Origin of the sequence: Streptomyces sp. NPDC090032 (assembly GCF_044748025.1) — a bacterium.
Lineage (GTDB): Bacteria > Actinomycetota > Actinomycetes > Streptomycetales > Streptomycetaceae > Streptomyces.
In genome coordinates this window covers 320,036-344,956 of record NZ_JBIVFF010000010.1, presented here as the reverse complement: position 1 = coordinate 344,956, position 24,921 = coordinate 320,036, and the positions used below count along the sequence as shown (strand labels likewise).

Annotated in this window: 20 protein-coding genes; 7 read left to right on the top strand and 13 right to left on the bottom strand. The window is 71.6% G+C overall.

Going from position 1 to position 24,921, the window contains the following annotated elements:
- Positions 1 to 15: 15 nt before the first annotated feature.
- The 6 genes from ACIPWY_RS26045 to ACIPWY_RS26020 are packed head-to-tail and all read right to left on the bottom strand — an operon-like array spanning position 16 to position 5,344.
- Positions 16 to 768, bottom strand: coding sequence for an SDR family oxidoreductase (locus ACIPWY_RS26045; RefSeq protein WP_393703891.1), 753 nt, complete (start codon positions 766 to 768; stop codon positions 16 to 18).
- The gene (locus ACIPWY_RS26040) at positions 761 to 1,282 is read right to left on the bottom strand and encodes a cupin domain-containing protein (protein ID WP_362905785.1); all 522 of its coding nucleotides are present in this window, start codon (positions 1,280 to 1,282) and stop codon (positions 761 to 763) included. Before ACIPWY_RS26040 ends, ACIPWY_RS26045 begins: the two co-directional genes overlap by 8 nt.
- Before the next feature lie 11 nt (positions 1,283 to 1,293).
- Positions 1,294 to 2,073 (bottom strand): alpha/beta fold hydrolase, encoded by a 780-nt coding sequence (locus tag ACIPWY_RS26035; protein ID WP_362905787.1) that lies wholly within the window; start codon positions 2,071 to 2,073, stop codon positions 1,294 to 1,296.
- Positions 2,070 to 2,867, bottom strand: coding sequence for an aspartate dehydrogenase domain-containing protein (locus ACIPWY_RS26030; RefSeq protein WP_362905789.1), 798 nt, complete (start codon positions 2,865 to 2,867; stop codon positions 2,070 to 2,072). The genes ACIPWY_RS26035 and ACIPWY_RS26030 overlap by 4 nt, the downstream gene beginning before the upstream one ends.
- Positions 2,864 to 3,808 carry a VOC family protein gene (locus ACIPWY_RS26025; RefSeq protein WP_393703894.1) on the bottom strand — a complete coding sequence of 315 codons (945 nt, stop codon included), beginning with the start codon at positions 3,806 to 3,808 and terminating at the stop codon, positions 2,864 to 2,866. Before ACIPWY_RS26025 ends, ACIPWY_RS26030 begins: the two co-directional genes overlap by 4 nt.
- A 51-nt stretch (positions 3,809 to 3,859) precedes the next feature.
- Positions 3,860 to 5,344: an aldehyde dehydrogenase gene (locus ACIPWY_RS26020; RefSeq protein ID WP_393703896.1), complete on the bottom strand. Its 1,485-nt coding sequence runs from the start codon at positions 5,342 to 5,344 to the stop codon at positions 3,860 to 3,862.
- A 294-nt stretch (positions 5,345 to 5,638) separates the two neighbouring features.
- Here ACIPWY_RS26020 and ACIPWY_RS26015 point away from each other — a divergent pair, with 294 nt between their 5' ends.
- Positions 5,639 to 7,003, top strand: a complete 1,365-nt coding sequence (locus ACIPWY_RS26015; protein WP_362905795.1) for an MFS transporter — start codon at positions 5,639 to 5,641, stop codon at positions 7,001 to 7,003.
- Between the two features lie 106 nt (positions 7,004 to 7,109).
- Here the strand turns inward: ACIPWY_RS26015 and ACIPWY_RS26010 are convergent, their stop codons facing one another.
- Entirely contained in the window at positions 7,110 to 8,240 is a 1,131-nt protein-coding gene (locus ACIPWY_RS26010) for a TetR family transcriptional regulator (protein ID WP_393703898.1), read from the bottom strand.
- Between the two features lie 164 nt (positions 8,241 to 8,404).
- The gene (locus tag ACIPWY_RS26005) at positions 8,405 to 9,469 is read right to left on the bottom strand and encodes an XdhC family protein (protein WP_401535218.1); all 1,065 of its coding nucleotides are present in this window, start codon (positions 9,467 to 9,469) and stop codon (positions 8,405 to 8,407) included.
- A gap of 146 nt (positions 9,470 to 9,615) precedes the next feature.
- Here ACIPWY_RS26005 and ACIPWY_RS26000 point away from each other — a divergent pair, with 146 nt between their 5' ends.
- The 5 genes from ACIPWY_RS26000 to ACIPWY_RS25980 are packed head-to-tail and all read left to right on the top strand — an operon-like array spanning position 9,616 to position 14,732.
- The gene (locus ACIPWY_RS26000) at positions 9,616 to 10,485 is read left to right on the top strand and encodes a xanthine dehydrogenase family protein subunit M (RefSeq protein WP_362905801.1); all 870 of its coding nucleotides are present in this window, start codon (positions 9,616 to 9,618) and stop codon (positions 10,483 to 10,485) included.
- Positions 10,482 to 11,054, top strand: a complete 573-nt coding sequence (locus ACIPWY_RS25995) for a (2Fe-2S)-binding protein (RefSeq protein WP_393703901.1) — start codon at positions 10,482 to 10,484, stop codon at positions 11,052 to 11,054. Before ACIPWY_RS26000 ends, ACIPWY_RS25995 begins: the two co-directional genes overlap by 4 nt.
- 5 nt (positions 11,055 to 11,059) lie before the next feature.
- A complete protein-coding gene (locus ACIPWY_RS25990; protein ID WP_401535213.1) occupies positions 11,060 to 13,471 on the top strand; it encodes a xanthine dehydrogenase family protein molybdopterin-binding subunit in 2,412 nt (803 codons plus the stop codon).
- A 38-nt stretch (positions 13,472 to 13,509) separates the two neighbouring features.
- Positions 13,510 to 14,139, top strand: coding sequence for an SRPBCC family protein (locus ACIPWY_RS25985; RefSeq protein ID WP_401535210.1), 630 nt, complete (start codon positions 13,510 to 13,512; stop codon positions 14,137 to 14,139).
- Between the two features lie 56 nt (positions 14,140 to 14,195).
- Positions 14,196 to 14,732 carry a MarR family winged helix-turn-helix transcriptional regulator gene (locus ACIPWY_RS25980; protein ID WP_401535207.1) on the top strand — a complete coding sequence of 179 codons (537 nt, stop codon included), beginning with the start codon at positions 14,196 to 14,198 and terminating at the stop codon, positions 14,730 to 14,732.
- A 40-nt stretch (positions 14,733 to 14,772) separates the two neighbouring features.
- On the opposite strand, the gene ACIPWY_RS25975 is transcribed toward ACIPWY_RS25980, so the two are convergent.
- The 5 genes from ACIPWY_RS25975 to ACIPWY_RS25955 all read right to left on the bottom strand — a co-directional run bounded on the left by ACIPWY_RS25975 (position 14,773) and on the right by ACIPWY_RS25955 (position 21,110).
- A complete protein-coding gene (locus ACIPWY_RS25975) occupies positions 14,773 to 15,831 on the bottom strand; it encodes an LLM class flavin-dependent oxidoreductase (protein ID WP_362905810.1) in 1,059 nt (352 codons plus the stop codon).
- A gap of 124 nt (positions 15,832 to 15,955) precedes the next feature.
- On the bottom strand, positions 15,956 to 17,578 hold the full coding sequence (locus ACIPWY_RS25970) for a glycerol-3-phosphate dehydrogenase/oxidase (RefSeq protein ID WP_362905812.1): 1,623 nt from the start codon (positions 17,576 to 17,578) through the stop codon (positions 15,956 to 15,958).
- A 3-nt stretch (positions 17,579 to 17,581) separates the two neighbouring features.
- Positions 17,582 to 19,126, bottom strand: a complete 1,545-nt coding sequence (gene glpK, locus ACIPWY_RS25965) for a glycerol kinase GlpK (protein WP_362905814.1) — start codon at positions 19,124 to 19,126, stop codon at positions 17,582 to 17,584.
- A 60-nt stretch (positions 19,127 to 19,186) separates the two neighbouring features.
- Positions 19,187 to 19,978 (bottom strand): MIP/aquaporin family protein, encoded by a 792-nt coding sequence (locus tag ACIPWY_RS25960; RefSeq protein ID WP_401535202.1) that lies wholly within the window; start codon positions 19,976 to 19,978, stop codon positions 19,187 to 19,189.
- A gap of 367 nt (positions 19,979 to 20,345) precedes the next feature.
- Complete coding sequence (locus ACIPWY_RS25955; protein WP_362905818.1) at positions 20,346 to 21,110, bottom strand: IclR family transcriptional regulator; 765 nt, start codon at positions 21,108 to 21,110, stop codon at positions 20,346 to 20,348.
- Between the two features lie 278 nt (positions 21,111 to 21,388).
- On the opposite strand from ACIPWY_RS25955, the gene metH reads away from it, so the two are divergent.
- Positions 21,389 to 24,910 (top strand): methionine synthase, encoded by a 3,522-nt coding sequence (gene metH / locus ACIPWY_RS25950; RefSeq protein WP_362905820.1) that lies wholly within the window; start codon positions 21,389 to 21,391, stop codon positions 24,908 to 24,910.
- The last annotated feature ends 11 nt before the right edge of the window (positions 24,911 to 24,921 follow it).

Below are 24,921 nucleotides of genomic sequence, written 5' to 3'. Positions count from 1 at the left end.
GTTCGGCTATTCCGGTCAGTTCATCGTGAAGCCGCCGTTGACGGCGATCACTTGTCCGGTGAGATAGCGGGACTCCTCGCCGAGCAGGAAGGCGACGAGACCGATGAGGTCGGCGGGCTCCTGCGGCCGCGAGATGGCCCGGCCCGAGCGGTACAGCTCGTGCCGTTCCTCGGGCACGGTCTCGGTGGCCTCGCACTCGGTGAGGCCGGGCGCGACCGCGTTGACGGTGATGCCCTTGTCGCCGAGTTCCCTGGCCATCGCCCGGGTCAGCGCGATGACCGCGCCCTTCGAGGCGATGTAGTGGGCGAGGCGGGGGGAGCCGTAGAGCGCGGCGTCCGAGGCGACGTTCACGATCCGGCCCGGTGAGCCGAAGAGCGGGTACAGGGCCTTCGACACCAGCCAGGGGCTGCGGGCGTTGACCGCCATCAGGCGGTCCCACACCTCGACGTCGATGTCCTGGAACTCCTTGCCCCCGACGCCGTTGGCGAGAGCCGCGTTGTTGACCAGGCCGTACAGCGGCCCCAAGTCCCTGACGCGGTCGGCGAGTTCGTCCACCGAGTCGGGGTCGGCCACGTCGCAGCGCACGAAGTGGGCGTCGAGCCCGTCTCCTCGCAGCCCCTCGACGGCGTGGGTCCCGCGCTCGGCGTCGAGCTCGGCGACCACGACGCGGAAGCCGTCCTCGGCGGCCCGGCGGGCCATGGCCAGTCCCAGGCCACGGCCCGCCCCGGTGACGACGACGGTGCCGGCGCCCCCTGAGAGGTCAGTCACGGGTGACGCCGTGCATCGGCGAGTGCTCCGGGTAGCTCGGCACCTGCGGCTTCTGCGTGCCGATGACGACGCAGAACAGGGCGTCGGTGTCGCCCTCGTTCTTCAGGGACCGGGCCACGCCCGCCGGGACGACGATCATGTCGCGGTAGCCGAGGGTGCGGTACTCGACCTCGTCGGCGCCGCGGTGGATGCCGACGCGGACCTGGCCCTCCAGGACGAAGAAGGCCTCCTCGACGTCGTGGTGGGTGTGCTCGGGGCCCTCGGCGCCGGGCGGGAGCAGCATGTTGGAGAACGTGAAGCCGCCGGACGGGAGGATCCGGGAGTCGTTCTCGTGGTTGCCGGTGGCGCCGGAGCCGACGTAGCGGATCTGGCCGCGGCGGTACTGCGGGCCTGCCTTCTCCTGGAACGAGAGCGTGTCGAAGTCCGCGACACGGGACTCCTTGGTGGCGATGAGCGAGTCGGTGTACTTGCCGAGGTCGCTGCCGTTGTCGTAGTCGGTGGTGGTCAGAGGCATGGCGGGGACTCCTACTCGGGGATGCGGGCGGTGATGCGGAGGTGGGACAGGACCCACGCGTCGAAGCGCGCGGGCTGTTCCTGGTTGGCCAGGTGACCGGCGTCCTTGACGATCACGTAGGCGGTCTTGTGGAGGGCGCCGGCGAGGACCTGAGAGGCCTCGACGCCGGTGACCTGGTCCTGGTCGCCGCACAGGACGAGGGTGGGCGCGGCGATCTCGGGCAGTTCGGGCCGCAGGTCGGCCGAGGCCATGGACTCGGCGGCGTAGGCGTAGCCGGGCAGCCGCACGGACGTGGCCATGGTGTCGACGACGCGCTGTACGAGTCCCTCGGGCGCCCCGCCGGACACGAGCCGCGGCCCGCGCTTCTCGGCGAAGGCACGAGGTCCGAGCTCGGCCAGCTCGGCTGCCCGCGCCCGCATGCCCTCGGCCTTGGCGGGGTCCGTGCCGGAGCCCGCGCTGGAGTCGGCGACGACGAGGGACTCGACCAGATCCGGGTGGCGGGCCGCGAGCCGCAGCGCGATCACCCCGCCCCAGGAGACACCGAGGACGTGCGCGCTGGAGCCGCGCTCCCGGATGACCTCGGCCGCCGCGTCCGCGAACCCGTCCAGGTCCAACGGCCCTTCCGGATCGGGTGACTTGGCATAGCCGGGTGCGTCCCAGGCCACGACCCGCGCGTACGCGGACAGCTCTGCGAGCTGCGGGGCGAACGCCGCCGACGAGGAGCCGATGCCGTGCAGGCACAGCAGCAGGGGGCCGTGGTCGCCCGCCTCCTCGACATGGACGGCGCTCACAGGATCTGCCCCGTCCGCCCGGCCAGCGCCGCCAGGCTGCGCAGCACCGCGTACGGCACGACCTGGCTGGTCGCGGGGTTGCCCGGGTCCGGCAGGTGCGCGACGTCGAAGCGGTACGCGCCGTGCGCGCCGGACGCCTCGACGACGTGCCGCGTGTGGCGGGCGCCGGGATCGGCGACGACCCGGACCCGCACAGCGTCCAGGTCGCCGACGGCGAGGGCGACCGAGGCGGCCACGTTCGTCGACTTGGGGAACTTCACGGGGACGTCGCGCGCCGTGCCGGACATGACCTCGACGGGCCCGGTCGCCGTCCTCAGCCTGGACAGCAACTCCTCGTCCATCCAGGGCTGTTCGAGGGTGGACGGCAGCTTGGTGGTGGTGAGTCGCACCTCGTCGAGGGGACCGAGGGAGCGCACCGCCTGGAGGAGGTCGAGCCCGCCGACCGCGCCGCCGGTGAAGTACACCCGGCCGGGACCCGCCGCGAGCAGCCGCTTGGCCAGCTCGTCGTCGGTCAGCGCCCCGGTCGACGCGACGAGCAGATCCGTGCCGGAGGCGAGGACCCGCTCACCCCACTCCCGTACGACACCCTGGCCCGCGGCCTCCACGATCAGGTCGCAGCGCTCCAGGGCCTCGTCGAAGCTGAGCTGCGGGGCGGGCGCCGTGTCGCCGAGGGGGCGGTTGTCGATGATGCACGTCAACTCGGCACCGGATACCCGCTGTTCGGCGAGTGCGGTGCCGACGACGCGGCCGATCGCGCCCCAGCCGACGAGGCCCACCTTGCGTACCGTGCTCATGCGGAGACCTCCTGGGAGACAGACGTGTGCGGGCCGGGGTCCGGGGAGCCGGCCATGTGGCAGCGGATCTCCTTCGACGGCGGGCCCGCCGTGCCCCACAGGTCGGACAGCTCGGGCACGCGCCGCCACACCCGCGCGATCCAGGCGTCCTCGACGATCTGCGCGACCTCGGACGTGTACTCGCACACGAGGCCGGACGGGTCGGTGAAGTAGGAGAAGGTGTTGTTGCCGGGACCGTGGCGGCCCGGGCCCCACTGCGGGTCGATGCCGTGGTGCTTGAGCCGGCCGAGCCCGCGCATGAAGTGGTCGACCGAACTCATCTCGTACGCCACGTGGTTGAGGGAAGCCCACTCGGCCTGGTTGAACGCGATGCAGTGGTGGTCGGCATTGCAGCGCAGGAACGCCATCTGGTGCTCGGACCAGTCGGAGACGCGCAGGCCGAGGACGTCGCAGTAGAACGCGACGGAGGCGTCGATGTCGGCGGTGTTCAGGACGGCGTGCGTGACGCCGACCGGGACGGCGGCGTCCCTGCCGCGCGGCGCGACCGCCTCGACCTGTGCGCTGATCTCCACGAGCCGCCGCTCGGGGTCGGTGAAGCGCAGGCCGTAGCCGCCGCCCACCTGGTCGAGCGGTCCGGGGCCGAAGACCGGGGTGATCCCGCGCGCCTCCAGGCGCCGGGCCGCCTCGTCGACCTCGGCGGGCGTGGCGACGGCGAACGCGAGCCGGCCGAGGCCCGTGCGGTCCGCACGGGTCAGGTGCAGGACGTGGTGCTCCTCGCCGGTGCCGCGCAGCCAGGCCGCCGCGCCGCGCTCCGCCTCGACGGTCTTGAGGCCCCAGACCTCCTCGTAGAAGTCGGCGGCCTCGGTGAAGGCGGGGGTGAGCAGCTCGACGTAGCGCAGGGAGCGCAGGCGGGCGACGGGTCCTGGTGAGGGGTGGGGCATGAGTGTCTCCAGACGACGGGGCGCGGTCGGTTGGCCCAGGGGAGGGGCGGGTCAGCCGGCCCAGGGCAGAGGTGCGTCCGAAGTGCCCCAGTACAGGGACTTCTGGCGCTGGTAGGCGCGGATGGCGTCGCGGCCCTTCTCCGTACCGAGACCGCTGTCCTTCATCCCGCTGAACGGGGTGGACGCGCTGAACTGCTTGTACGTGTTGATCCAGACCGTTCCCGCCTCGATCCGGCGGGCCAGGCGCCACGCGGCCCGGTGGTCGCGGGTCCAGATCCCGCAGGCGAGCCCGTAGACGGAATCGTTGGCCTGGCGGACCAGGTCGTCCTCGTCGTCGTAGGGCAGGGCGACCAGGACGGGCCCGAAGATCTCCTCCTGGCAGGTCCGGGAGGTGTTGGGGAGTCCGTCGAGGACGGTGGGCAGGTAGTACGCGCCGTCCCGGTACGCCTCCCCCTCGGGCGCCCGGCCGCCGCACAGCACCCGGGCGCCCTCGGAGCGGGCCAGATCGACGTAGGCGGCGACGGAGTCCCGGTGCCGGTGGTGGACCAGCGGCCCGACCTGGGTGCCGGGGTCGGTGCCGGGACCGACGCGCAACTTGCTCACCCGCTCGACGAGTTCGGCGAGGAAGCTGTCGTAGATCTCGCGTGCGACGAAGAGCCGCGAACCGGCGATGCAGGACTGCCCGCTGGAGGAGAAGATCCCGAACATCACGCCCGCCAGGGCCTGTTCGACGTCCGCGTCGGCGCGCACGATCGTCGGCGACTTGCCGCCGAGTTCGAGGGAGGCGGGGATCAGCTTCGAGGCCGCCACCGCCGCGATGGACCGGCCGGTCTCCGTGCCGCCGGTGAAGCCGATCCTGGTCACCAGGGGGTGGTGCACGATCGCGTCCCCGACGACCCGGCCGCTGCCGGGCAGGACCGACAGCAGGGCGGTCGGCAGTCCGAGTTCGCCGAGCGCCTGGTGGATCAGGCGCCCGAGCGCGAGGGAGACCAGCGGGGTCCAGGCGGCGGGCTTCAGCAGGACGGCGTTGCCGGCGGCGAGGGCGGGCGCGATCTTCTGCGCGTCGCTGGCGACCGGCGAGTTCCAGGGGTTGATCGCGCCGACGACACCGATCGGCTCGTACACGCTCATCGTCACGTACGGGCCGCGGGGCGGGGTGAGGGTCTCCTCGGCCGTCTCCAGGGCCGCCGCCATGTACCGGAAGGTGCCGGCCGCGCTGAGCGCGAGGGCCTTCGTCTCGGTGAGGGTCTTGCCGGTGTCGGCGGTCTGGAGGGCCGCGAGCTCGCCGGCGGCCTCCTCGGTCAACTCCGCGATGCGGTAGAGGAGTCGGGCCCGCTGGTGGGGGAGGAGGTCGCGCCAGGCCGGGTCCGCCACGGCGAGCGCGGCGGCCTGCGCGGCCTCGTCGACCTCGTCGGCGGACGCGGAGTGGACGGTGGCGAGCACCTCTCCGGTCGCCGGATCGACGGTCTGGACCGGCTCGCCCGCGCCGCGTCGCCACTGGCCCGCGATCAGGATGTCGGTGGGGTGGTGAGGCACGGGCGGGACCTCCAGGGTCGACGGCCTACGGGTGCAGGGAAGGGCGTTGAGGGGGGTGAACGTGCAGCGCGGCGATGCCTAAGCGCTGAAGTGCTAGAAATCTAAGGGCTTAAATAATTTCCCGCAAGACCCCTCGGCGAAGTTGGCCGTGAGACGCTGCACGAGGTCGGTTACGTGAGGGTGACGGTGAGGTCACTTCCGATGTATCTAAGTCATTAATCATTGACCCCTTAGATAAGTCCTCTTAGTGTCTGCGCAACTCCTCTGTTCGCGTTGTCGCGGAAGGACCCCCTCATGACGACTGTGGCCGGCAAGCCAGGCCTCGGCTCGATAGCAGCCCGACTCGAACGACTCCCGCAATCCCGCTGGCACGTGAAGGTCCGGTTCCTGATCGGCGCCGTGACGTTCTTCGAGGCGTTCGACCAGCTCCTTGCCGCGTCCGCGCTGCCCGTCCTGATCAAGGACTGGCACCTGAGCACGGGCCAGGCCACCTTCGCGGTGACCACGGGCTCCGTCGGCATGCTGCTGGGCGCCCTGGTTGCCGGGTGGCTGGGCGACCGGATCGGCCGGGTGCGGACCGTGGCCCTCGGCGTCGCCGTCACCGCGCTCGGGAGCCTCGCCGTGGCCTTCTCGAACGGCATCGAGCTCTTCTCGCTCTTCCGCTTCGTCCAGGGCCTCGGCATCGGCGGAGTCGTCCCCGTGGCGGCCACGTACATCAACGAGATCGCCCGCTCCGACAAGCGCGGACGCTTCGTACTGATCTACGAGATGATCTTCCCGGCCGGTCTCGCCGCGGCCACCCTCGTCGCCGTGTGGGTGGTGCCGAACCTCGGCTGGCGCGCGATGTTCGTGATCGGCGCCCTGCCCGTCCTGCTCGCCGCCGCCCTGCCCAAGCACGTCGCCGAATCACCGCGGTGGCTGCTCTCCCAGGGCCGCACCGAGGAGGCCGAGCGGGCCATCGCACGGATCGAGGAGGAGGTCGCCGCCGCCACCGGGGAACCCCTGCCGCAACCGGCCGCGGACCGGGCGGAGGAGACCTCCCGGGGCCGCCTGCGCGAGCTGTTCACCGGCCGCTACCTGCGCCGCACGACCGTGGTCTCCGGGCTCTGGTTCGTCGCGTACTACGTCAACCACGGCATCTCCACCTGGCTGCCGTCGCTCTACACCAAGAACTTCGGGCTCGACCTGACCACCGCGCTCGTCTACACGCTGCTCAGCAATGTGACGGGACTCCTCGGCACCCTCGCCATCGCCCTCGTCATCGACCGCGTGGGCCGGCGCCCCGCCCTCGTGGCCGCGCTCGGCGGCACCACCTTCACTCTCGCGACGCTCGCCCTGGTCGGCGTGACATCGGGCAGCCAGGTCGCGATCTTCGCCTCCTGCACGACGTTCTTCGTGTACGCGATCAACGCGGGCCTCTACCTCTACTCGCCCGAGCTGTACCCGACGCGCAACCGCGCCAAGGGCGCCGCGTTCGGCGGCCTGTGGAACCGCCTCGGCGTCATCCTGGGCCCGATCACGGTCGGCGCGATCATCGGCGGGGGTGGCAGCCTGACCCTTGTCTTCGCCCAGCTCGCCGGGGTGGCCGCGGTGGGTGCGGTGATCGCGCTGTTCGCGGTGGAGACGAAGGGGAAGACGCTGGAGGAGCTCAACTCCTGAGGGAGGGACGGGTATTCGGCGTCGGTCTGTCGCGCGGGGGTGCGAGGGGGGCCGGCGCCGTTCGCGTGCCCGCCGTGCGGGCTCGGCTCTGATCCGCCGTGCGGGATCAGCCCTGTCCCTCCGTCATCGACCGTCCCAAGCCGTCCAGCAGCGCCGCGAGTTGCCGCTGTTCGCCCGGCACCAGCCCCGCGAGCAGCTCCCGTTCGTGTGCGCGGCGCTCCTCGGCCACCCGGCCGACCAGGTCGGCCCCGGCCGGGGTGAGGCGGAGATGGACGATGCGGCGGTCCTGGCCGTCACGTTCGCGTTCGATGAGGCCGGCCTCCACGAGGCGGTCGGCCTGCTGGGTGACACCACCCGCGCTGACCGCGCCGGCCGCGGCGATCTCGCCCATCGTGCGCCGGTACGGGGCGCTCGTCGCGTGCAGCGCGGACAGCACTTCGAAGGCGGCCAGGCTGATGCCGTGCCGCTTCACGACGCGGCCGATCAGGGTCCGGTAGTGCGCGGCGCAGGCGTTGAGCGCGGCGAACACGGCGGGGCCGGACGCGCCGGGGGCCTCGCGCACAAGCGGGCGGGGGGCTGCCGCGGGATCCGGCTCCGGGGCCCGCCGCTCCGGGATCCGCCCGGTCAGCGCCGCTGTCAGGACGTCCGCGAGGACGGGCTCCAGGGTGCCCGTCGGCACCGACGTGGCCGGTTCGTGGGCGAACAGATAGCGCTCCATGATCACGCCGAAGAGGATGCTGCGGATCATGGCGATCCGTGCGTCCGCCGCGTCGCAGTCGCCGAGCAGCCGCCGCAGGGGCTCGCTCACCTGCCGGTCGAGGATCGTGGACAGCAGCTCGGCGCTGGGGGGATGGCTGAGCCCCGAGCGGATCAGCGCCGGCCAGGGGTCGTGCGCGGGGAGCCGGTCCCAGCGGTCGAGATAGTCGTGGGCGAGTGCGTGCGGCAGCTCCTCCCGGCCGACCGAGGGGTCGTCGAGCACGCCCTCGGTGACCCCGGTCCCGCCGCCGACCACCTCGCGGAACAGTCCGTCCTTCGAGCCGAAGTACGCCATGACCAGGCCGGGGGTGACGCCCGCCGCAGCGGCGATGGCCCGGATGCCGACCCCCTTGTAGCCCTGGGCCGCGAAAAGCCGACGGGCCGCCTCCAGCACGGCGCTGCGACGCCCCTCGGGGTCGTGGGAGCGGCCGCGACGGGGCTCGGGGGCGGTCCGGTCCGGGGTGCTGTGCTCTGCGTCCACGTGCCTCAGATTAAACGAGTGTTCAGAATGGGGTGTTCGGGCCGGTCGTGGCGGGCGACCGCCCGGGCCGTCGCCTTCACCCGCCACTGCCGACCTGCCTGCCCGGAGCACCCTCGCGGGGCGCGACCGGAACGGCCGTTCAAAAACGCCCGTTCAAAAATGGCTCACGACGCGTGCACCGGCCCCGCGAGGCCGCTCAGCGCCCGCCCGCTGCCGCCCCGCCGCACCGCGATGAGCTCCGCGGCGATGGACACGGCCGTCTCCTCCGGCCCGCGCCCGCCGAGATCGAGGCCGATCGGAGAGCGCAGTCGAGCGAGTTCGGCCTCGCCGAGTCCGGCGGCCCGCAGCCGTGCCAGCCGGTCCTCGTGGGTGCGCCGGCTGCCCATGGCGCCCACGTACCCGGCCCGGCTGCGCAGCGCCAGTTCGAGGACGGGCACGTCGAACCGGGCGTCATGGGTCAGCACGCACACGGCGGTGGCCGCGTCCACCTGGTCCTCGTGGGCCGCGAACCAGCGGTCCGGCCAGTCCACGACGACCTCGTGCGCGTCGGGGAAACGGGCGGCCGTCGCGAAGGCCGGGCGGGCGTCGCACACGGTCACCCGGTGTCCGAGCAGCGCTCCGATCCGTACGAGGGGGCGCGCGAACTCAACCGCCCCGCACACCAGGAGGTGCGGCGGCACACCGAAGGCCTGCACGAACAGTTCCCGCTCGGGCGCGCACGACGGGTCCGAGCCCGGCTCGCCGACGCATATGAGGCCGCTCGTGCCGCGGGCGAGCAGCGCTTCGGCCGCCTGAGCCGCAGCCCGGTCGAGCCGTGCGTCGCCCAGCGTCCCGCTCACCCCGGACGCACCGGCGGCGAGGCTTCCCGGCCCGCCCTCCGCCGGCGTCACCAGCGCCACCGGGACATGGGACGCGAGGTCGGCGGCCACCCGGGCGAGCGGTGCGTCGCCGGTGACCTCGCGTATCAGCACCTCTATGGTTCCGCCGCAGGTCAGACCCACCGAGAAGGCGTCGTCATCGCTGACCCCGTACGTCTCGCGGGCGGGCCCCGCACCGGCGAGGACGTCCTCCGCGACCGCGCACACCGCGGCCTCCACGCAGCCGCCGGAGACGCTGCCGACGACGCGGCCGTCCTCGGCGACCAGCATCGACGTGCCCGCAGCGTGCGGGGCGGAGCCCCAGGTGTGGACGACCGTCGCCATCGCAAGCGGGTCGTGGAGGCCTGCCACGCGGCTGCCTGGTCGATCACGTGTCGCATGTCGCTCACCTCGAGCACATCGAATCGGCTGCACCCTCTTGCCAAGAAGAAACTTTAGTGTAAATCATTTTAGGCATTAGATAGATGCGTCAACCCGAGAGGCCTGGTGGAAGCCGGTTGAAACCGACACCCTTTGACTACAGCGCTCCAGGCAGCGTCGCCGAGGTGCTCGCCCTCCTCGCCGACGAGGAGCGGGAGGCCAAGGTCCTGGCCGGCGGCCAGTCCCTGATCCCCATGCTCAACATGCGCCTCGCCCGCCCGGGACTGCTCGTCGACATCACGCGGGTCCCCGGCCTCGACCGCCTCCACGTCGACGCGTCGGGCGCCCTGCGCATCGGCGCCGCCGTCCGCCAGTCCCGGGCCGCGGACGACCCCGCGGTGCACGACGGGTGGCCCCTTCTCGCGGCGGCGATCCGGCGCATCGGGCACCCGCAGATCCGCCACCGCGGCACGGTCTGCGGCAGCCTCGCGCACCACGACCCCGCCGCCGAACTGCCGACCGCAGCGCTCGCCCTCGACGCCCGCTTCGTGATCGCCGGACCCGGCGGCACCCGTACCGTCGGCGCCGCCGACTTCTTCGTGGCCACTTTCCAGACCGCCGTGGCACCGGACGAGCTCCTCACCGAGGTCGTCCTGCCGCCGCGGGCCGGTGACGGCTGGGCCTTCGAGGAACTCGCCCGCAGACATGGTGACTTCGCCACCGTCGGCGTCGCGGTCACCCTGCGCCGGGCGCCGGACCGGCGCACGGTCGCAGCCGCCCGCGCGGTCTTCTGCGGCGCGGGCCCCGTCCCCGTCCGCCTGGCCGCCGTCGAGGAGGCGCTGACCGGGACCGACGCGGGAGCGGCGGCCCTCGACGCGGCCGCGTCCGCCGCGCTCGCCGGGCTCACGCCCGCCGACGACGTCCACGCCACGGCCGCCTACCGCCGCGAGGCCGCCGCCCATCTCCTCGTCCGTGCCTGCACCCTCGCCTGGGAGCGCTGCTCATGACCACCGACCTCGCCACCCCCGACCCGGCGACGGCCACCCACGCCGCCCCGCCGCCGCTCGCCGAACCCTCCGGCTGGCACGAGATCCGCCTCACCGTCAACGGCGCGCCCGTGACCGCCCAGGTGGAGTCCCGGCTGCTGCTCAGCGACTTCCTGCGGGACCGGCTGCGCCTCACCGGCACCCACGTCGGCTGCGAGCACGGCGTCTGCGGTGCCTGCACCGTCCTCGTCGACGGGGAGCCGGCCCGCTCCTGCCTGACCCTGGCCGTGCAGTGCGCGGGCGCCGAGCTGCGCACGGTCGAGGGCCTCGCCCCCGGTGACGCCCCGCTCACCCCCGTGCAGCGGGCGTTCCACGAGTGCCACGGGATGCAGTGCGGCTTCTGCACCCCCGGATTCGTGATGACGGCGACCGCGCTGACCGAACAGCCCGAGCGGCCCGACGCGGCTGATGTCACCGACGCCCTCAGCGGACACCTGTGCCGCTGCACGGGCTACCGCAACATCCGCCGTGCCGTGTGCCAGGCGCTGGACGAGCGCTTCGCCGGCGGCCCCGCCGGGCGGGGGGAGTGACCCGTATGTCCCACGGACCATCCCACGCATCCCAGCAGCCCGCGCCGGACGGCGGCCCTTGGACCGGCCGCCCCGTTCCGCGCGTCGAGGACGACCGCCTCCTGCGGGGCGACGGCCGCTACGTCGACGACGTCGCCCTGCCCGGCGCCGCCGAGGCCGCCTTCCTGCGCAGCCCGCACGCCCACGCCCGCATCCGGTCGGTCGACGTCACCGCCGCGCTCGCCGCCCCCGGGGTCGTCGCCGTCTGGACCGGCGCCGACGTCGCCCACCTGCCCGCCATGCTCAACAGGGAGGAGCTGCGCACCCCGCCCGGCCTCGCCGAACTCCTCGACCCGTACGTCGCGATCACCCCGATGCCGCTCCTCGCCACGGACAGGGTCCTCTACGTCGGCCAGCCCGTCGCGGTCGTCCTGGCCGAGAACCGCTACCTCGCCGAGGACGCCCTCGAACTCGTCGACGTCCGCTACGCGCCCCTGCCCGTCCTCGTCGACCCCGACCACGCGCTGACCGACGGCGCGCCGCTGCTCCACGACGAGCTGCGCGACAACACCGCCGTCGCCGTGGCCACCAAGGTGGGCGACCCCGACGCGGCGTTCGCCTCGGCCCACACCGTCGTCAGTGAGGAGTTCCGGGCCCACCGCTATGTCGCCTCGCCCATCGAGACCCGCGCGGTCTCGGCCCAGGTCGACCCGTACAGCGGCGAGTTGACCGTCTGGTCCAACACCCAGACCCCGCACCGGGTGCGGGAGGCCACGGCGCACACGCTCGGCCTCGACGCGGAACGCGTCCGCGTCATCGCCACCGATGTCGGCGGCGGCTTCGGACAGAAGGGCATCCTCTACGTCGAGGAGATGCTCGTCCCGTACGCGGCCCGCGTCCTGGGCCGCCCCGTGCTCTGGCGCGAGGACCGCAACGAGAACCTGACGGCCTCCTCGCACGCCCGAGAGCAGATCCACCGCATCGAACTGGCCGCGGACGCACAGGGCCACCTCCTCGCCGTACGCGACCGCATCACCGTCAACTTCGGCGCGTACAACATGACCGGCCTGGTCGTGCCCTACAACTCGGTGTGCCACCTCCTGGGGCCGTACCGCGTGCCGCACGTGGACATCGACGTCGTCGGCGTCCTCACCAACACCACCTTCGCCACTCCCTACCGGGGAGCGGGCCGCCCCGAGACCGTCTTCGCGAAGGAGCGTGCGATGGACCGCCTCGCCGTCGAACTCGGCCTCGAACCCGCCGAGTTGAGGGCCCGCAACCTCGTGGGTCCCGACGAGATGCCCTACGCGACGGGCCTCGTCGACCGCTCCGGCAAGCCGCAGTCGTACGACTCCGGGGACTTCCCCGAGCTGCTGCGGCGCGCCGTCGCCAAGGCCGATGTCGACGGGGTGCGCGCCCGGCAGCGTGAGGGCGCCCGCGACGGCAGGCTCGTCGGGGTCGGCTTCGCGATGTACATCGAGGCGACGGGACTCGGCCCGTTCGAGACCGCGCGCATCGACATCGCGCCCAGCGGCCGGGTCAAGCTGGCGATCGGCGCGCCTTCCCAGGGGCAGGGACATCGCACGTCCATGGCGCAGATCGCCGCCGACGCGATCGGGGTGCCCTTCGACGTCGTCGACGTGGTGGGCGGGGACACCTCCGCCACGCCCTTCGGTGTCGGCACCATCGCCAGCCGGGCCCTCGTCAACGCGGGCAACGCCACGCACCGGGCCGGCCGCCTCGTCCGCGAGAAGATCATCGAGGCCGCGGCCCGTCGGCTCGGTGTCCCCGCCGACGCCCTCGACCTGCGCGAGGGCGTCATCATGTCCAAGACCGCCGAGGAGCCGGCCCTCACCCTGGCCGAACTCGCCGGCCGGGCCCCCCTCCCCGGCACCCCCGAGCCCACCGACGGCCGGCACGGCACCGAGCTCAGCGAGACCGTGCACTTCCGCCCGCCCGGCTTCGCCGTCTCGAGCGGCGCGCACGCCGTCGTCGTCGAGGTCGACGAACACACCGGCGAGACCGAGATCCTGCACTACGTGGCCGTCCACGACGCGGGCGTCATCGTCAACCCGATGATCGCCGAGGGCCAGGTCACCGGCGGTATCGCCCAGGGCATCGGCGGCGCGCTCTACGAGGAGATGGTCTACGGCCCCGACGGCCAGCCCCGTACCGGCACCTACATGGACTACCTGGTGCCGACCTCGTCCGAGATACCCGACCTCGACCTCGACGAGATCCACTCCCCGAGCCCGATGAACGACCTCGGCGTCAAGGGTCTCGGCGAGGGCGGCGCCATCGCCCCTCAGGCCGTCATCGCAAACGCCGTCGAGGACGCGCTGCGCCCCTTCGGCGTGGTGGTCCGGCGCGGCCCCCTCTCACCCAGCCGCGTACGCGACCTGCTCCGCGAGGCCGGCCGGCCCACGGCCGCCCGCTGACCCGGCGCCGCTCCACCCCGACGATTGGACACCCACCCATGCGACTCGACCACTCCTTCACCGTCCCGGCCGCGCCGGACGACGCGTGGAAACTCTTCCTCGACCTCGGCCGAGTGGCCCCCTGCATGCCGGGCGCCGTGCTCGACACCCTCGACGGCGACGCGTTCACCGGACGCGTCAAGGTGAAGGTCGGCGCCGTGCAGATGAGCTACCGCGGCGAGGGCACCGTGACCCGCGACGAGAGCGGCCGCTCGATGGTCCTCGACCTCAGCGGCAGCGAGACCCGGGGCGCGGGCACCGCGTCCGCCACCGTCACCGCGTCGCTCACCGCCGACCCGGCCGGCACCCGGGTCCGCGTCCGCACCGACCTCGACATCACCGGCCGCCCCGCCCAGTTCGGCCGCGGCATCATGACCGAGGTGGGCGACCGCATCGTGCGGCAATTCGCCGACCGCCTGGAGGAGTTGCTGAGGGAACCGGCCACCATGGAACCGGCGGCGGCGCTCTCGTCCCCGGCCCGCGAGCTCGAGGCGGTGGATCTCGGCGCGGCCGCGCTGCCCGTCCTCCTTCGGAAGGCCGCGGTCCCGGCCGCGGCCGTGCTCGTCACGATCGCCGTGATCCGCCTCTTCGCCCGACGCGCTTCCACCCCCCGATCCCTTCAGGGGTAGGATTTTCAGGGGCGTAGGACATCGCGTCACGCCCGGGAGCGGCCGAGGGGACGGGGATGACTGAACGGAAGACGGCACGGCGTGATGCCGTGGCGGAGGTCATCGAGGACTGGGCGCGTGAGCGGCCCGAGCTGGACACGGCCCCGCTGGAGGTCCTCGCCCGGCTGCACCGCTCGTTCCTGCGGTACAACACCAAGCTCATCGCGTCGATAGAGCGGCACGGGCTCTCCGTCGCCGGGTTCGACGTGCTGACCGCGCTGCGCCGCTCCGGCGCGCCGTACCGCCTGACCGCCGGACAGCTCGCCGACCAGGGGCTCGTCTCCTCGGCCGGGGTCACCCTGCGCATAGACCGCCTGGAGAAGGACGGCCTGATCGTCAGGGAGCGCGACGCGGACGACCGCAGGGTCGTCCACTCGCGACTCACGGACGCCGGGCTCGCCACGGTCGACGAGGTGTTCACCGAGCACCTGGACAACGAACGCCGGATGCTCGGCGAGCTCTCCCCGGCGGAGTGCCGCCAGCTCGCCCGGCTGCTGCGCAAGCTGGAGAACTCCATCCTCGCCTCGGACACCCCGGACGAAGCGGTCTCCTAGAGACGACGCGGCTTCCGGAGGCTTTTCGGAACGCGGGCGCTCACTCCCACAGGGAGCTGGGCGCCTCCTTCCTGATCACCGGTGCGATCTCCTCGGCGAACCGCTGGAGCGTCTCGACCTGCTCGGCCGTCCCCTGCCCGAAGGCGTCGACGGTGATCGACTGGAGGTCGTGCCGGTACACCTCGTGGTAGCCGAGGATCTTGTCGATGATCTGCTGCGGCGAACCGATCAGCTGGGGCCCGTCCGCGATGGCGTCCTCGATCGTGCGGAACGGCGTGTTGTAGCCCGCCCTGCCGTCCAGATGCGGCCTGAAGGACTGGGCGACCTTCGCCTCGTACAGCTCCTTGAAGCGCGCCACCGCCCGCTCGTGCGAGTCGGCGATGAGCAGGCCGCCCGAGCCCGCCGCGACATGCGCCCGCGCCGGATCGTGCCCGTACGCCTCGAACCGCTCCCGGTAGTGGTCGATGAGCTTCGCGTAGGCCGCCCGCGGCTGGATGGCGTTGGCCGTGAACAGCGGGTCGCCGTGCCTGGCCGCCAGCTCGGGGGAGTTGAGCGAGGTCGCCGAGCCGTGCCAGACGCGCGGCGGTCCGTCGTACGGGCGCGGCACCGTCGTCACGTTCCTCAGGGCGGGCCTGAACTCGCCCTCCCAGTGGACGCGTTCCTCGCTCCACAGCCGCCGGAGGAGCTCGTACTTCTCCTGCTGGAGGTCCCACTGGCGCGCCTCGTCGAGCCCGAACAGGTCGAAGTGACCGGCCTCCGCGCCCTTGCCGATCACCAACTCGACGCGTCCGCGCGAGAGTTGGTCGAGCGTCGCGTAGTCCTCGGCGACCCGCACCGGATCGAGGATCGCGACGACCGTCACGCCGGTCAGCAGCCTGATGCGGGACGTACGGGCGGTCAGCGCGCCGAGCACCACCGTCGGGCTCGACGACAGGAACGCCCCCGCGTGCCGCTCGCCGACCGCGTAGGCGTCGTAGCCGAACTCCTCCGCCGCGACACCGACGTCGACGACCTGCGCCAACCGGTCGGCGGCGGACGGGAGTTCACCGGTGAGGGGGTGCGGCGCATGGCCGATGATGGACAGGACCTGGAACTTCATGTCCCCACTCTCGCGCCCGGGCGTTGCGGGCGTATGTACGCGGTGTGGCAGCGCACCGGGACATGCGAGAGGGGCGGCTCCCCCCGTGGCAGCCGCCCCTCAAGTCAGTGAAGTCCAGGGGGACCTACTTCTTGTCGAGCACGTCCTGGACCTTGGCCCGCACGTCGTCCGTGGCCAGGCCCCGGATCGTCAGTGTGGTGCGGCGGCGCAGCACGTCGTCCGCCGTCTCGGCCCACTCGTGGTCGCGGGCGTAGGCGACCTGCGCCCAGATCTCCGGGGCGTCCGGGTGGACCCGCTCGCCGAGCTCCGGGTTCTCGTTGGCCATCCGCGCGATGTCGAAGGCCAGCGAACCGTAGTGCGTGGCCAGGTGCTTGGCCGTGTCGGCCGCCATGCGCGGACCGGGGGCCGGGTTGTCGACCAGGAGGCGGTGAGCGACGGCGCGCGGGTTGGCGACACCGGGCAGCGGCATCCGCTTCGGCAGTTCCCTGACCGGCTCGAAGTCCTCGCCCAGCGGCCGGCCCGGCAGGGACTCCAGCTTCTTCATGACCGTGCGGCCGATGTGGCGGAACGTCGTCCACTTCCCGCCGGCCACGGACAGCATGCCGCCGCGGCCCTCGGTGACGACCGTCTCGCGCTTGGCCTTGGACGTGTCGCCGGGCCCGCCGGGCAGCACGCGCAGACCCGCGAACGAGTACGTGATCAGATCCCGCTTCAGCTGCTGGTCCCGTACGGAGAAGGCCGCCTCGTCCAGGATCTGGGCGGTGTCCTTCTCGGTGACCGACACGTCGCGCGGGTCACCCTCGTACTCCTCGTCGGTCGTGCCGAGGAGCAGCATGTCCTCCCACGGCAGGGCGAACGTGATGCGGTACTTGTCTATCGGGGTCGCGAGCGCGGCCTTCCACGGCGAGGTGCGCTTGAGGACGAGGTGGGCGCCCTTGGAGAGGCGGATGGAGGGGGCCGCCTTCGGGTCCTCCATGGCGCGCAGGTGGTCGACCCAGGGGCCGGTCGCGTTCAGCACGAGGCGGGCGTTCACGCCGAACTCCTCGCCGTCGACGCGGTCCTTGAGGTCAGCGCCCGTGACCCGGCCCCGGGTGAAGCGCAGGCCCGTGACCTCGGCGTGGTTGAGGACCACGGCGCCGGAGTCGACGGCCGCGCGGACCGTCATCAGGGCCATGCGCGCGTCGTTCATCTGGTCGTCGCCGTACACGGCCACGGCCTTGAGGTTCTCCGTCCGCAGCTCGGGCACGTCCTGCTGCGCCTTCGCGGGGGAGAGCAGGTGCCCGACACCGTCACCGAACGCCGACAGGGCGCTGTACGCGAACACGCCCGCGCCCAGCTTCGCGGCGCCGTGCGGGCCGCCCTTGTAGACGGGCAGGTAGAAGGTGAGCGGGTTGGCGAGGTGCGGTGCCACCTGACGCGACACCGCACGCCGCTCGAAGTGGTTCTCCGCCACCAGCTTCACCGCGCCGGTCTGCAGGTAGCGCAGACCGCCGTGCAGGAGCTTGGAGGAGGCGGAGGAGGTGGCGCCGGCGAAGTCACCGGCGTCCACCAGGGCCACCCGCAGTCCCGACTGCGCGGCATGCCAGGCGGTGGAGATGCCCAGGATTCCGCCGCCGATCACCAGGAGGTCGTACTGCGCCTTGGAGAGCTGTTCCCGGGTCTCGGCGCGGCTCGCTGCTTTGAACGACGCAGTCGAGCCGACGGCCGGATGCGTCCCGAGGGCAGGGACGCTCTGCAGGGTGGTCATGTCTTACTCCTCGCCACTTTCGTCGAGCCAGCCCATGGAGCGTTCGACGGCCTTGAGCCAGCTCTTGTACTCACGGTCGCGCTTCTCCGCGGCCATGTTGGGGGTCCACTCGGCGGCCCTGCGCCAGTTGGCGCGCAGCTCGTCGGTCGAGGACCAGAAGCCGACGGCGAGACCGGCGGCGTAGGCGGCGCCGAGGCAGGTCGTCTCGGCGACCATCGGGCGCACCACGGGGGCGTCCACGAAGTCCGAGAGCGTCTGCATCAGCAGGTTGTTGGAGGTCATGCCGCCGTCGACCTTGATCGCCGCGAGCTCGACGCCGGAGTCCTTCGTCATGGCGTCGGTGATCTCACGGGTCTGCCAGGCGGTGGCCTCGAGCACGGCGCGCGCGAGGTGCGCCTTGGTGACGTACCGGGTCAGGCCGGCGATCACACCGCGGGCGTCGGAGCGCCAGTACGGGGCGAACAGACCGGAGAAGGCCGGTACGAAGTAGGCGCCGCCGTTGTCCTCGACCGACGACGCGAGCGTCTCGATCTCGGCGGCGGTGGAGATCAGGCCCATCTGGTCGCGCATCCACTGCACCAGCGAACCGGTGACGGCGATCGAGCCCTCCAGGGCGTAGACCGCCTTCTGGTCGCCGATGCGGTAGCCGACGGTGGTCAGCAGGCCGTTGTACGAGTTGACCGGCTTGTCGCCGGTGTTCATCAGCAGGAAGGTGCCGGTGCCGTACGTCGACTTGGCCTCGCCCTCGGAGAAACAGGTCTGGCCGAACAGGGCCGCCTGCTGGTCGCCGAGCGCGGACGCGACGGGAATGCCGCCGAGGAGGTCGCCGAGCCGGCCGCCGGTGACCTCGCCGTACACCTCGGCGGAGGAACGGATCTCCGGCAGCATGGCCAGCGGGACGCCGATCGACTCGGCGATCTTCGGGTCCCACTCCATGGTGTGCAGGTTCATCAGCATGGTGCGGGAGGCGTTGGTCACGTCGGTGACGTGGTGGCCGCCGTCGACACCGCCGGTCAGGTTCCAGATGACCCAGCTGTCCATGGTGCCGAAGAGGATGTCGCCCGCCTCGGCGCGCTCGCGCAGCCCCTCGACGTTGTCGAGCAGCCAGCGGGCCTTGGGGCCGGCGAAGTAGGAGGCCAGCGGGAGGCCCGTCTCGCGGCGGAAGCGGTCCTGGCCCACATTGCGCCCGAGCTCCTTGCACAGGGCGTCGGTGCGGGTGTCCTGCCAGACGATGGCGTTGTGGACGGGCTCACCCGTGTTCTTGTCCCACAGCAGCGTCGTCTCGCGCTGGTTGGTGATGCCGATGGCCTTGATGTCGTCGCGGGTGATGCCGGCCTTCGTGACGGCCCCGGCGACGACCTCCTGGACGTTGGTCCAGATCTCGGTCGCGTTGTGCTCGACCCAGCCCGGCTTCGGGAAGATCTGCTCGTGCTCCTTCTGGTCGACGGAGACGATCCGGCCGTCCTTGTCGAAGACGATGCAACGGCTGGAGGTGGTGCCCTGGTCGATCGCTGCGATGAACGGGCCCGCGGTGTGTGCGTCGGTCACGGTCTGCTCCTGGAAGTGCTCGGTGCGGCTCTGGCGGAGGTTGCGTAGGGGGTCTGTCGCCTACTTGAAGGCGATGTTGTAGAGACCGCCCGCTATGGCGCCGCCGATGAGGGGGCCGGCGACCGGGATCCAGGCGTACGTCCAGTCGGAGCCACCCTTGTTCGGCAGGGGCAGCAGGGAGTGCACGATGCGGGGTCCGAGGTCGCGGACCGGGTTGATCGCGTAGCCCGTGGGCCCGCCGAGGGAGAGGCCGATGCCGACCACGACGAACGCGGTGACCATGGCACCGAGGACGCCCAGGCCGTTGCCCCCGTCGTTCAGGCCCTGCGTGAGGATGGCCAGGACGAGCACGACCGTGGCGATGATCTCCGTGACGAGGTTCTGCGCGACGTTCCGGATCTCAGGACCGGTCGAGAAGATGCCGAGCACCGGGCCCGCCTTGGGCGAGGCCTTCTCCTGGATCATGCCTTCCTCGGCCGGCGGGGCGGAGAGGATCTCCGGGTCGGTCAGATGCGCGTGGAACTGGCCGTAGTACGTCGCCCAGACCAGCAGGGCGCCGATCATCGCGCCCAGGAGCTGCGAGCCCAGGTAGATCGGTACGTCGCTCCACTTGGTGCCGCCCTCGATGGCGAGACCTATGGTGACCGCCGGGTTCAGGTGGGCGCCTGACACGCCCCCTGCCAGGTAGGCACCGGTCAGTACCGCGAAGCCCCACCCGAAAGTGATCGCGAGCCAGCCGGCGTTGCGCGCCTTGGAGCGCTTCAGCGTGACGGCGGCGCACACGCCACCGCCCAGCAGGATGAGTACGGCGGTACCGATGGTCTCGCCGATGAAGATGTCGGAGCTGGACACCCGCGACTCCTTTGTCCTTCGTCCAGGGGAAGCCGAACCCCGGGTCCCTCTCCGGTGGTTCGCGCCCTCAGGTGAGGGCGTTTCCGGCCCTGGCTTGCCACACTCTAACGCCTATTGCCGGTAGGTGTTCGACAATGCCGACCGATGGACGCGAGTCTCACCCCGGGGTTACTCGCTAGTCAAGGGTTCTGTTATCGAAAACTCGATCGTTATTGATCGAATCGGGCTATCGGTTCCGTGTCTGGACTGCGCGTTCGTCGATGGTGGCCCGTAAAGGTGCGGCATGCATGTTGAAACGGCGAAGGCCCCGCCGGGAAGCGGGGCCTTCGGTCCGTACGGATGACGCCGGCGAAGCGGCGCGGGGCGCTCAGAAGCGGCTGGCGCCCAGGTCGCGGGAGACGGCGCGGGCGCAGTCCCGCACGGCGGCGACGAGCTCGGGGCGCAGCTCCCCCTCGGCACACACACGCTCCACGGCGCCGGTTATGCCGACCGCGCCGACGGGCATGCGCCGCCGGTCGTGGATCGGGGCCGCGACGGAGGCGACACCCTCCCAGGTCTCCTCGACGTCGTCCGCGTACCCGCGCGCGCGGGTCAGGTCGAGGACGGTCTCGAACTCCACGAGGTCGCTCACCGTCCGCCCCGTGAACACTTTGCGGTCCACCTCGACCACCTCGCTGTGCGCCACCGGGTCGTAGGCCGACAGGACCTTGCCGAGCGCCGTGGAGTGCAGCGGCTGCATCGCCCCGACCTCCAGGACCTGACGGCTGTCGTCGGGCCGGAAGACGTGGTGCACGATCAGTACGCCCTGCTGGTGCAGGACGCCGAGGTAGACGCTCTCGCCGCTGGAGCGCGCCAGGTCGTCCGCCCACACCAGGGCGCGCGCCCGCAGCTCGTGCACGTCGAGATAGCTGTTGCCGAGGCGCAGCAGCTCCGCGCCCAGCTGGTAGCGGCCCGACGCGGCGTCCTGCTCGACGAAGCCCTCGTGCTGAAGCGTGCGCAGAATGCCGTGCGCCGTGCCCTTGGCCAGGCCCAGCGCGGAGGCGATGTCCGAGAGGCCGAGCCGGCGCTCACCGCCCGCGAGGAGCCGCAGCATGGCGGCGGCCCGCTCGAGTGACTGGATGTTCCGTGCCATCCCAGCCCTTCCTCCCTCGATCCTCTCGCCGAGCAACGTTCGACAATGCTGAACACTATCGGTCGTTGCCGACCTCGTGCGAATACGCGAGGAGCCTATATTTCGCACCGTTTGGCTCGACGCCCCGGTTCGGGACCCACCCGCACCACGCGCCACATGGCCGTTCCGGCCAGTGGACGCCTCCGCGGAGAAACCACCGGCCCGGCTACCCTGACCGGGTGCGCCTCCTCCATGGGAGCCGCAAAGCCGACAGCCGTCGCACCTCAGGGAGCACTTTCATGGCCTCGTTGCCAACGCCCGATCCGACCACCGACCCCGCCGGCCGGACCCGAGCCGATGCCCTCCGTGAAGCCCTGGCCACCCGCGTGGTCGTGGCCGACGGCGCGATGGGCACGATGCTCCAGGCACAGGACCCCAGTCTTGAGGACTTCCAGGACCTCGAGGGCTGCAACGAGATCCTGAACGTGACCCGCCCCGACATCGTCCGCTCGGTCCACGAGGAGTACTTCGCGGTCGGCGTCGACTGCGTCGAGACGAACACGTTCGGCGCGAACTTCGCGGCCCTGGGCGAGTACGACATCCCCGAGCGCGTCTTCGAGCTCTCCGAGGCCGGCGCGCGCATCGCCCGCGAGGTCGCCGACGAGTTCACCACGAGCACCGGACAGCAGCGCTGGGTCCTCGGCTCCATGGGCCCCGGCACCAAGCTGCCCACCCTCGGTCACGCCGCGTACACGACACTGCGCGACGCCTACCAGCAGAACGCCGAGGGCATGATCGCCGGCGGCGCCGACGCGCTCCTCGTCGAGACGACGCAGGACCTGCTCCAGACCAAGGCCTCGATCATCGGCGCCCGCCGCGCCCTCGACGCCACCGGCGCGAACCTCCCGCTGATCTGCTCGGTCACGGTCGAGACCACCGGCACGATGCTCCTCGGCTCCGAGATCGGCGCGGCACTGACCGCCCTGGAGCCCCTCGGCATCGACATGATCGGCCTGAACTGCGCCACCGGCCCGGCCGAGATGAGCGAGCACCTGCGCTACCTCGCCCGCCACTCCCGCATCCCGCTGTCCTGCATGCCCAACGCCGGCCTGCCCGTCCTCGGCAAGAACGGCGCGCACTACCCGCTGACCGCTCCCGAGCTGGCCGACGCCCAGGAGACGTTCGTCCGCGAGTACGGGCTCTCCCTCGTCGGCGGCTGCTGCGGCACCACGCCCGAGCACCTGCGCCAGGTCGTCGAGCGCGTCCGCGGCCTCACCCCCACCGTCCGCGAGCCGCGCCCCGAGCCGGGCGCCGCCTCGCTCTACCAGACGGTCCCGTTCCGCCAGGACATCTCGTACATGGCGATCGGCGAGCGCACGAACGCCAACGGCTCCAAGAAGTTCCGCGAGGCCATGCTGGAAGGCCGCTGGGACGACTGCGTCGAGATGGCCCGCGACCAGATCCGCGAGGGCGCGCACATGCTCGACCTCTGCGTCGACTACGTGGGCCGCGACGGCGTCGCCGACATGGAGGAGCTGGCCGGCCGCTTCGCCACCGCCTCCACGCTGCCGATCGTCCTGGACTCCACCGAGGTCGACGTCCTGCGGGCGGGCCTGGAGAAGCTCGGCGGCCGCGCGGTCATCAACTCCGTCAACTACGAGGACGGCGACGGCCCCGAGTCGCGCTTCGCGAAGGTCACGCGCCTCGCGCAGGAGCACGGCTCCGCCCTGATCGCGCTGACCATCGACGAGGAGGGCCAGGCCCGCACCGTCGAGCACAAGGTCGCCATCGCCGAGCGCCTCATCGACGACCTCACCGGCAACTGGGGCATCCACGAGTCGGACATCCTCATCGACTGCCTCACCTTCACCATCTGCACCGGCCAGGAGGAGTCGCGCAAGGACGGCATCGCCACCATCGAGTCGATCCGTGAGCTGAAGCGCCGTCACCCCGACGTGCAGACCACGCTCGGTCTGTCGAACATCTCCTTCGGCCTCAACCCGGCCGCCCGCATCCTCCTCAACTCGGTCTTCCTCGACGAGTGCGTGAAGGCGGGCCTCGACTCGGCGATCGTCCACGCGTCGAAGATCCTGCCCATCGCCCGCTTCACCGAGGAGGAGGTGCAGACGGCCCTCGACCTGATCCACGACCGTCGCGCCGAGGGCTACGACCCCCTCCAGAAGCTGATGGCGCTGTTCGAGGGCGCCACCGCGAAGTCCCTCAAGGCCGGCAAGGCCGAGGAACTGGCCGCACTGCCCCTGGACGAGCGCCTCAAGCGCCGCATCATCGACGGCGAGAAGAACGGCCTGGAGGCCGATCTCGACGAGGCGCTGCAGACCCGCCCCGCCCTCGAAATCGTCAACGAGACGCTCCTGGACGGCATGAAGGTCGTCGGCGAACTCTTCGGCTCCGGCCAGATGCAGCTGCCGTTCGTCCTCCAGTCCGCCGAGGTCATGAAGAACGCGGTGGCCTATCTGGAGCCGCACATGGAGAAGTCCGACGCCGAGGGCAAGGGCACCATCGTCCTGGCCACCGTGCGCGGCGACGTCCACGACATCGGCAAGAACCTCGTCGACATCATCCTGTCGAACAACGGCTACAACGTCGTCAACCTCGGCATCAAGCAGCCCGTCTCCGCGATCCTGGAAGCCGCCGAGGAGCACAAGGCCGACGTCATCGGCATGTCCGGACTCCTCGTCAAGTCCACCGTGATCATGAAGGAGAACCTGGAGGAGCTCAACCAGCGCAAGATGGCGGCCGACTTCCCCGTCATCCTCGGCGGCGCGGCCCTGACGAGGGCCTACGTCGAGCAGGACCTCCACGAGATCTACGAGGGCGAAGTCCGTTACGCCCGCGACGCGTTCGAGGGCCTGCGCCTCATGGACGCGCTCATCGCCGTCAAGCGGGGCGTCCCCGGCGCCACCCTCCCCGAGCTCAAGCAGCGCCGGGTCAAGGCCGGCGCCGTACAGATCGAGGAGCGGCCCGACGAGGAGCCCGCGCGCTCCGACACGTCGACCGACAACCCGGTCCCCGAGCCCCCGTTCTGGGGCACCCGCGTCATCAAGGGCATCCAGCTCAAGGAGTACGCGTCCTGGCTGGACGAGGGCGCCCTCTTCAAGGGCCAGTGGGGCCTCAAGCAGGCGCGCACCGGCGACGGGCCCACGTACGAGGAGCTGGTGGAGACCGAGGGCCGCCCGCGTCTGCGCGGCTGGCTGGACGAGCTGCACACCAAGAACCTGCTGGAAGCGGCCGTCGTCTACGGCTATTTCCCGTGCGTGTCCAAGGGCGAGGACCTGATCATCCTCGACGGGCAGGGCAACGAGCGCACCCGCTTCACCTTCCCCCGCCAGCGCCGCGGCCGCCGCCTGTGCCTCGCGGACTTCTTCCGTCCCGAGGAGTCGGGCGAGACCGACGTCGTCGGCCTCCAGGTCGTCACCGTCGGCTCCCGGATCGGCGAGGAGACCGCCAAGCTCTTCGAGTCGAACTCGTACCGCGACTACCTCGAACTGCACGGCCTGTCCGTCCAGTTGGCCGAGGCGCTCGCCGAATACTGGCACGCGCGGGTCCGTTCGGAGCTGGGCTTCTCCGGTGAGGACCCGGCCGAGATGGAGGACATGTTCGCGCTCAAGTACCGCGGCGCCCGCTTCTCGCTCGGTTACGGAGCGTGCCCGGACCTCGAGGACCGCGCCAAGATCGCGACGCTCCTGGAGCCCGAGCGCATCGGCGTCCACCTGTCCGAGGAGTTCCAGCTCCACCCGGAGCAGTCCACGGACGCGATCGTCATCCACCACCCCGAGGCGAAGTACTTCAACGCGCGCTGACCTGATCGAGT

What these genes read in the sequence shown, in the direction of transcription:
- ACIPWY_RS25990 (WP_401535213.1), top strand. Translation starts at nt 11,060, where the DNA reads ATGTCCCACGGACCATCCCACGCATCCCAGCAGCCCGCGCCGGACGGC.
- ACIPWY_RS26025 (WP_393703894.1), bottom strand. Translation starts at nt 3,808, where the DNA reads ATGCCCCACCCCTCACCAGGACCCGTCGCCCGCCTGCGCTCCCTGCGC.
- ACIPWY_RS26015 (WP_362905795.1), top strand. Translation starts at nt 5,639, where the DNA reads ATGACGACTGTGGCCGGCAAGCCAGGCCTCGGCTCGATAGCAGCCCGA.
- ACIPWY_RS26030 (WP_362905789.1), bottom strand. Translation starts at nt 2,867, where the DNA reads ATGAGCACGGTACGCAAGGTGGGCCTCGTCGGCTGGGGCGCGATCGGC.
- ACIPWY_RS25955 (WP_362905818.1), bottom strand. Translation starts at nt 21,110, where the DNA reads ATGGCACGGAACATCCAGTCACTCGAGCGGGCCGCCGCCATGCTGCGG.
- ACIPWY_RS25975 (WP_362905810.1), bottom strand. Translation starts at nt 15,831, where the DNA reads ATGAAGTTCCAGGTCCTGTCCATCATCGGCCATGCGCCGCACCCCCTC.
- ACIPWY_RS25985 (WP_401535210.1), top strand. Translation starts at nt 13,510, where the DNA reads ATGCGACTCGACCACTCCTTCACCGTCCCGGCCGCGCCGGACGACGCG.
- ACIPWY_RS25995 (WP_393703901.1), top strand. Translation starts at nt 10,482, where the DNA reads ATGACCACCGACCTCGCCACCCCCGACCCGGCGACGGCCACCCACGCC.
- ACIPWY_RS26040 (WP_362905785.1), bottom strand. Translation starts at nt 1,282, where the DNA reads ATGCCTCTGACCACCACCGACTACGACAACGGCAGCGACCTCGGCAAG.
- ACIPWY_RS25970 (WP_362905812.1), bottom strand. Translation starts at nt 17,578, where the DNA reads ATGACCACCCTGCAGAGCGTCCCTGCCCTCGGGACGCATCCGGCCGTC.
- ACIPWY_RS25980 (WP_401535207.1), top strand. Translation starts at nt 14,196, where the DNA reads ATGACTGAACGGAAGACGGCACGGCGTGATGCCGTGGCGGAGGTCATC.
- metH (WP_362905820.1), top strand. Translation starts at nt 21,389, where the DNA reads ATGGCCTCGTTGCCAACGCCCGATCCGACCACCGACCCCGCCGGCCGG.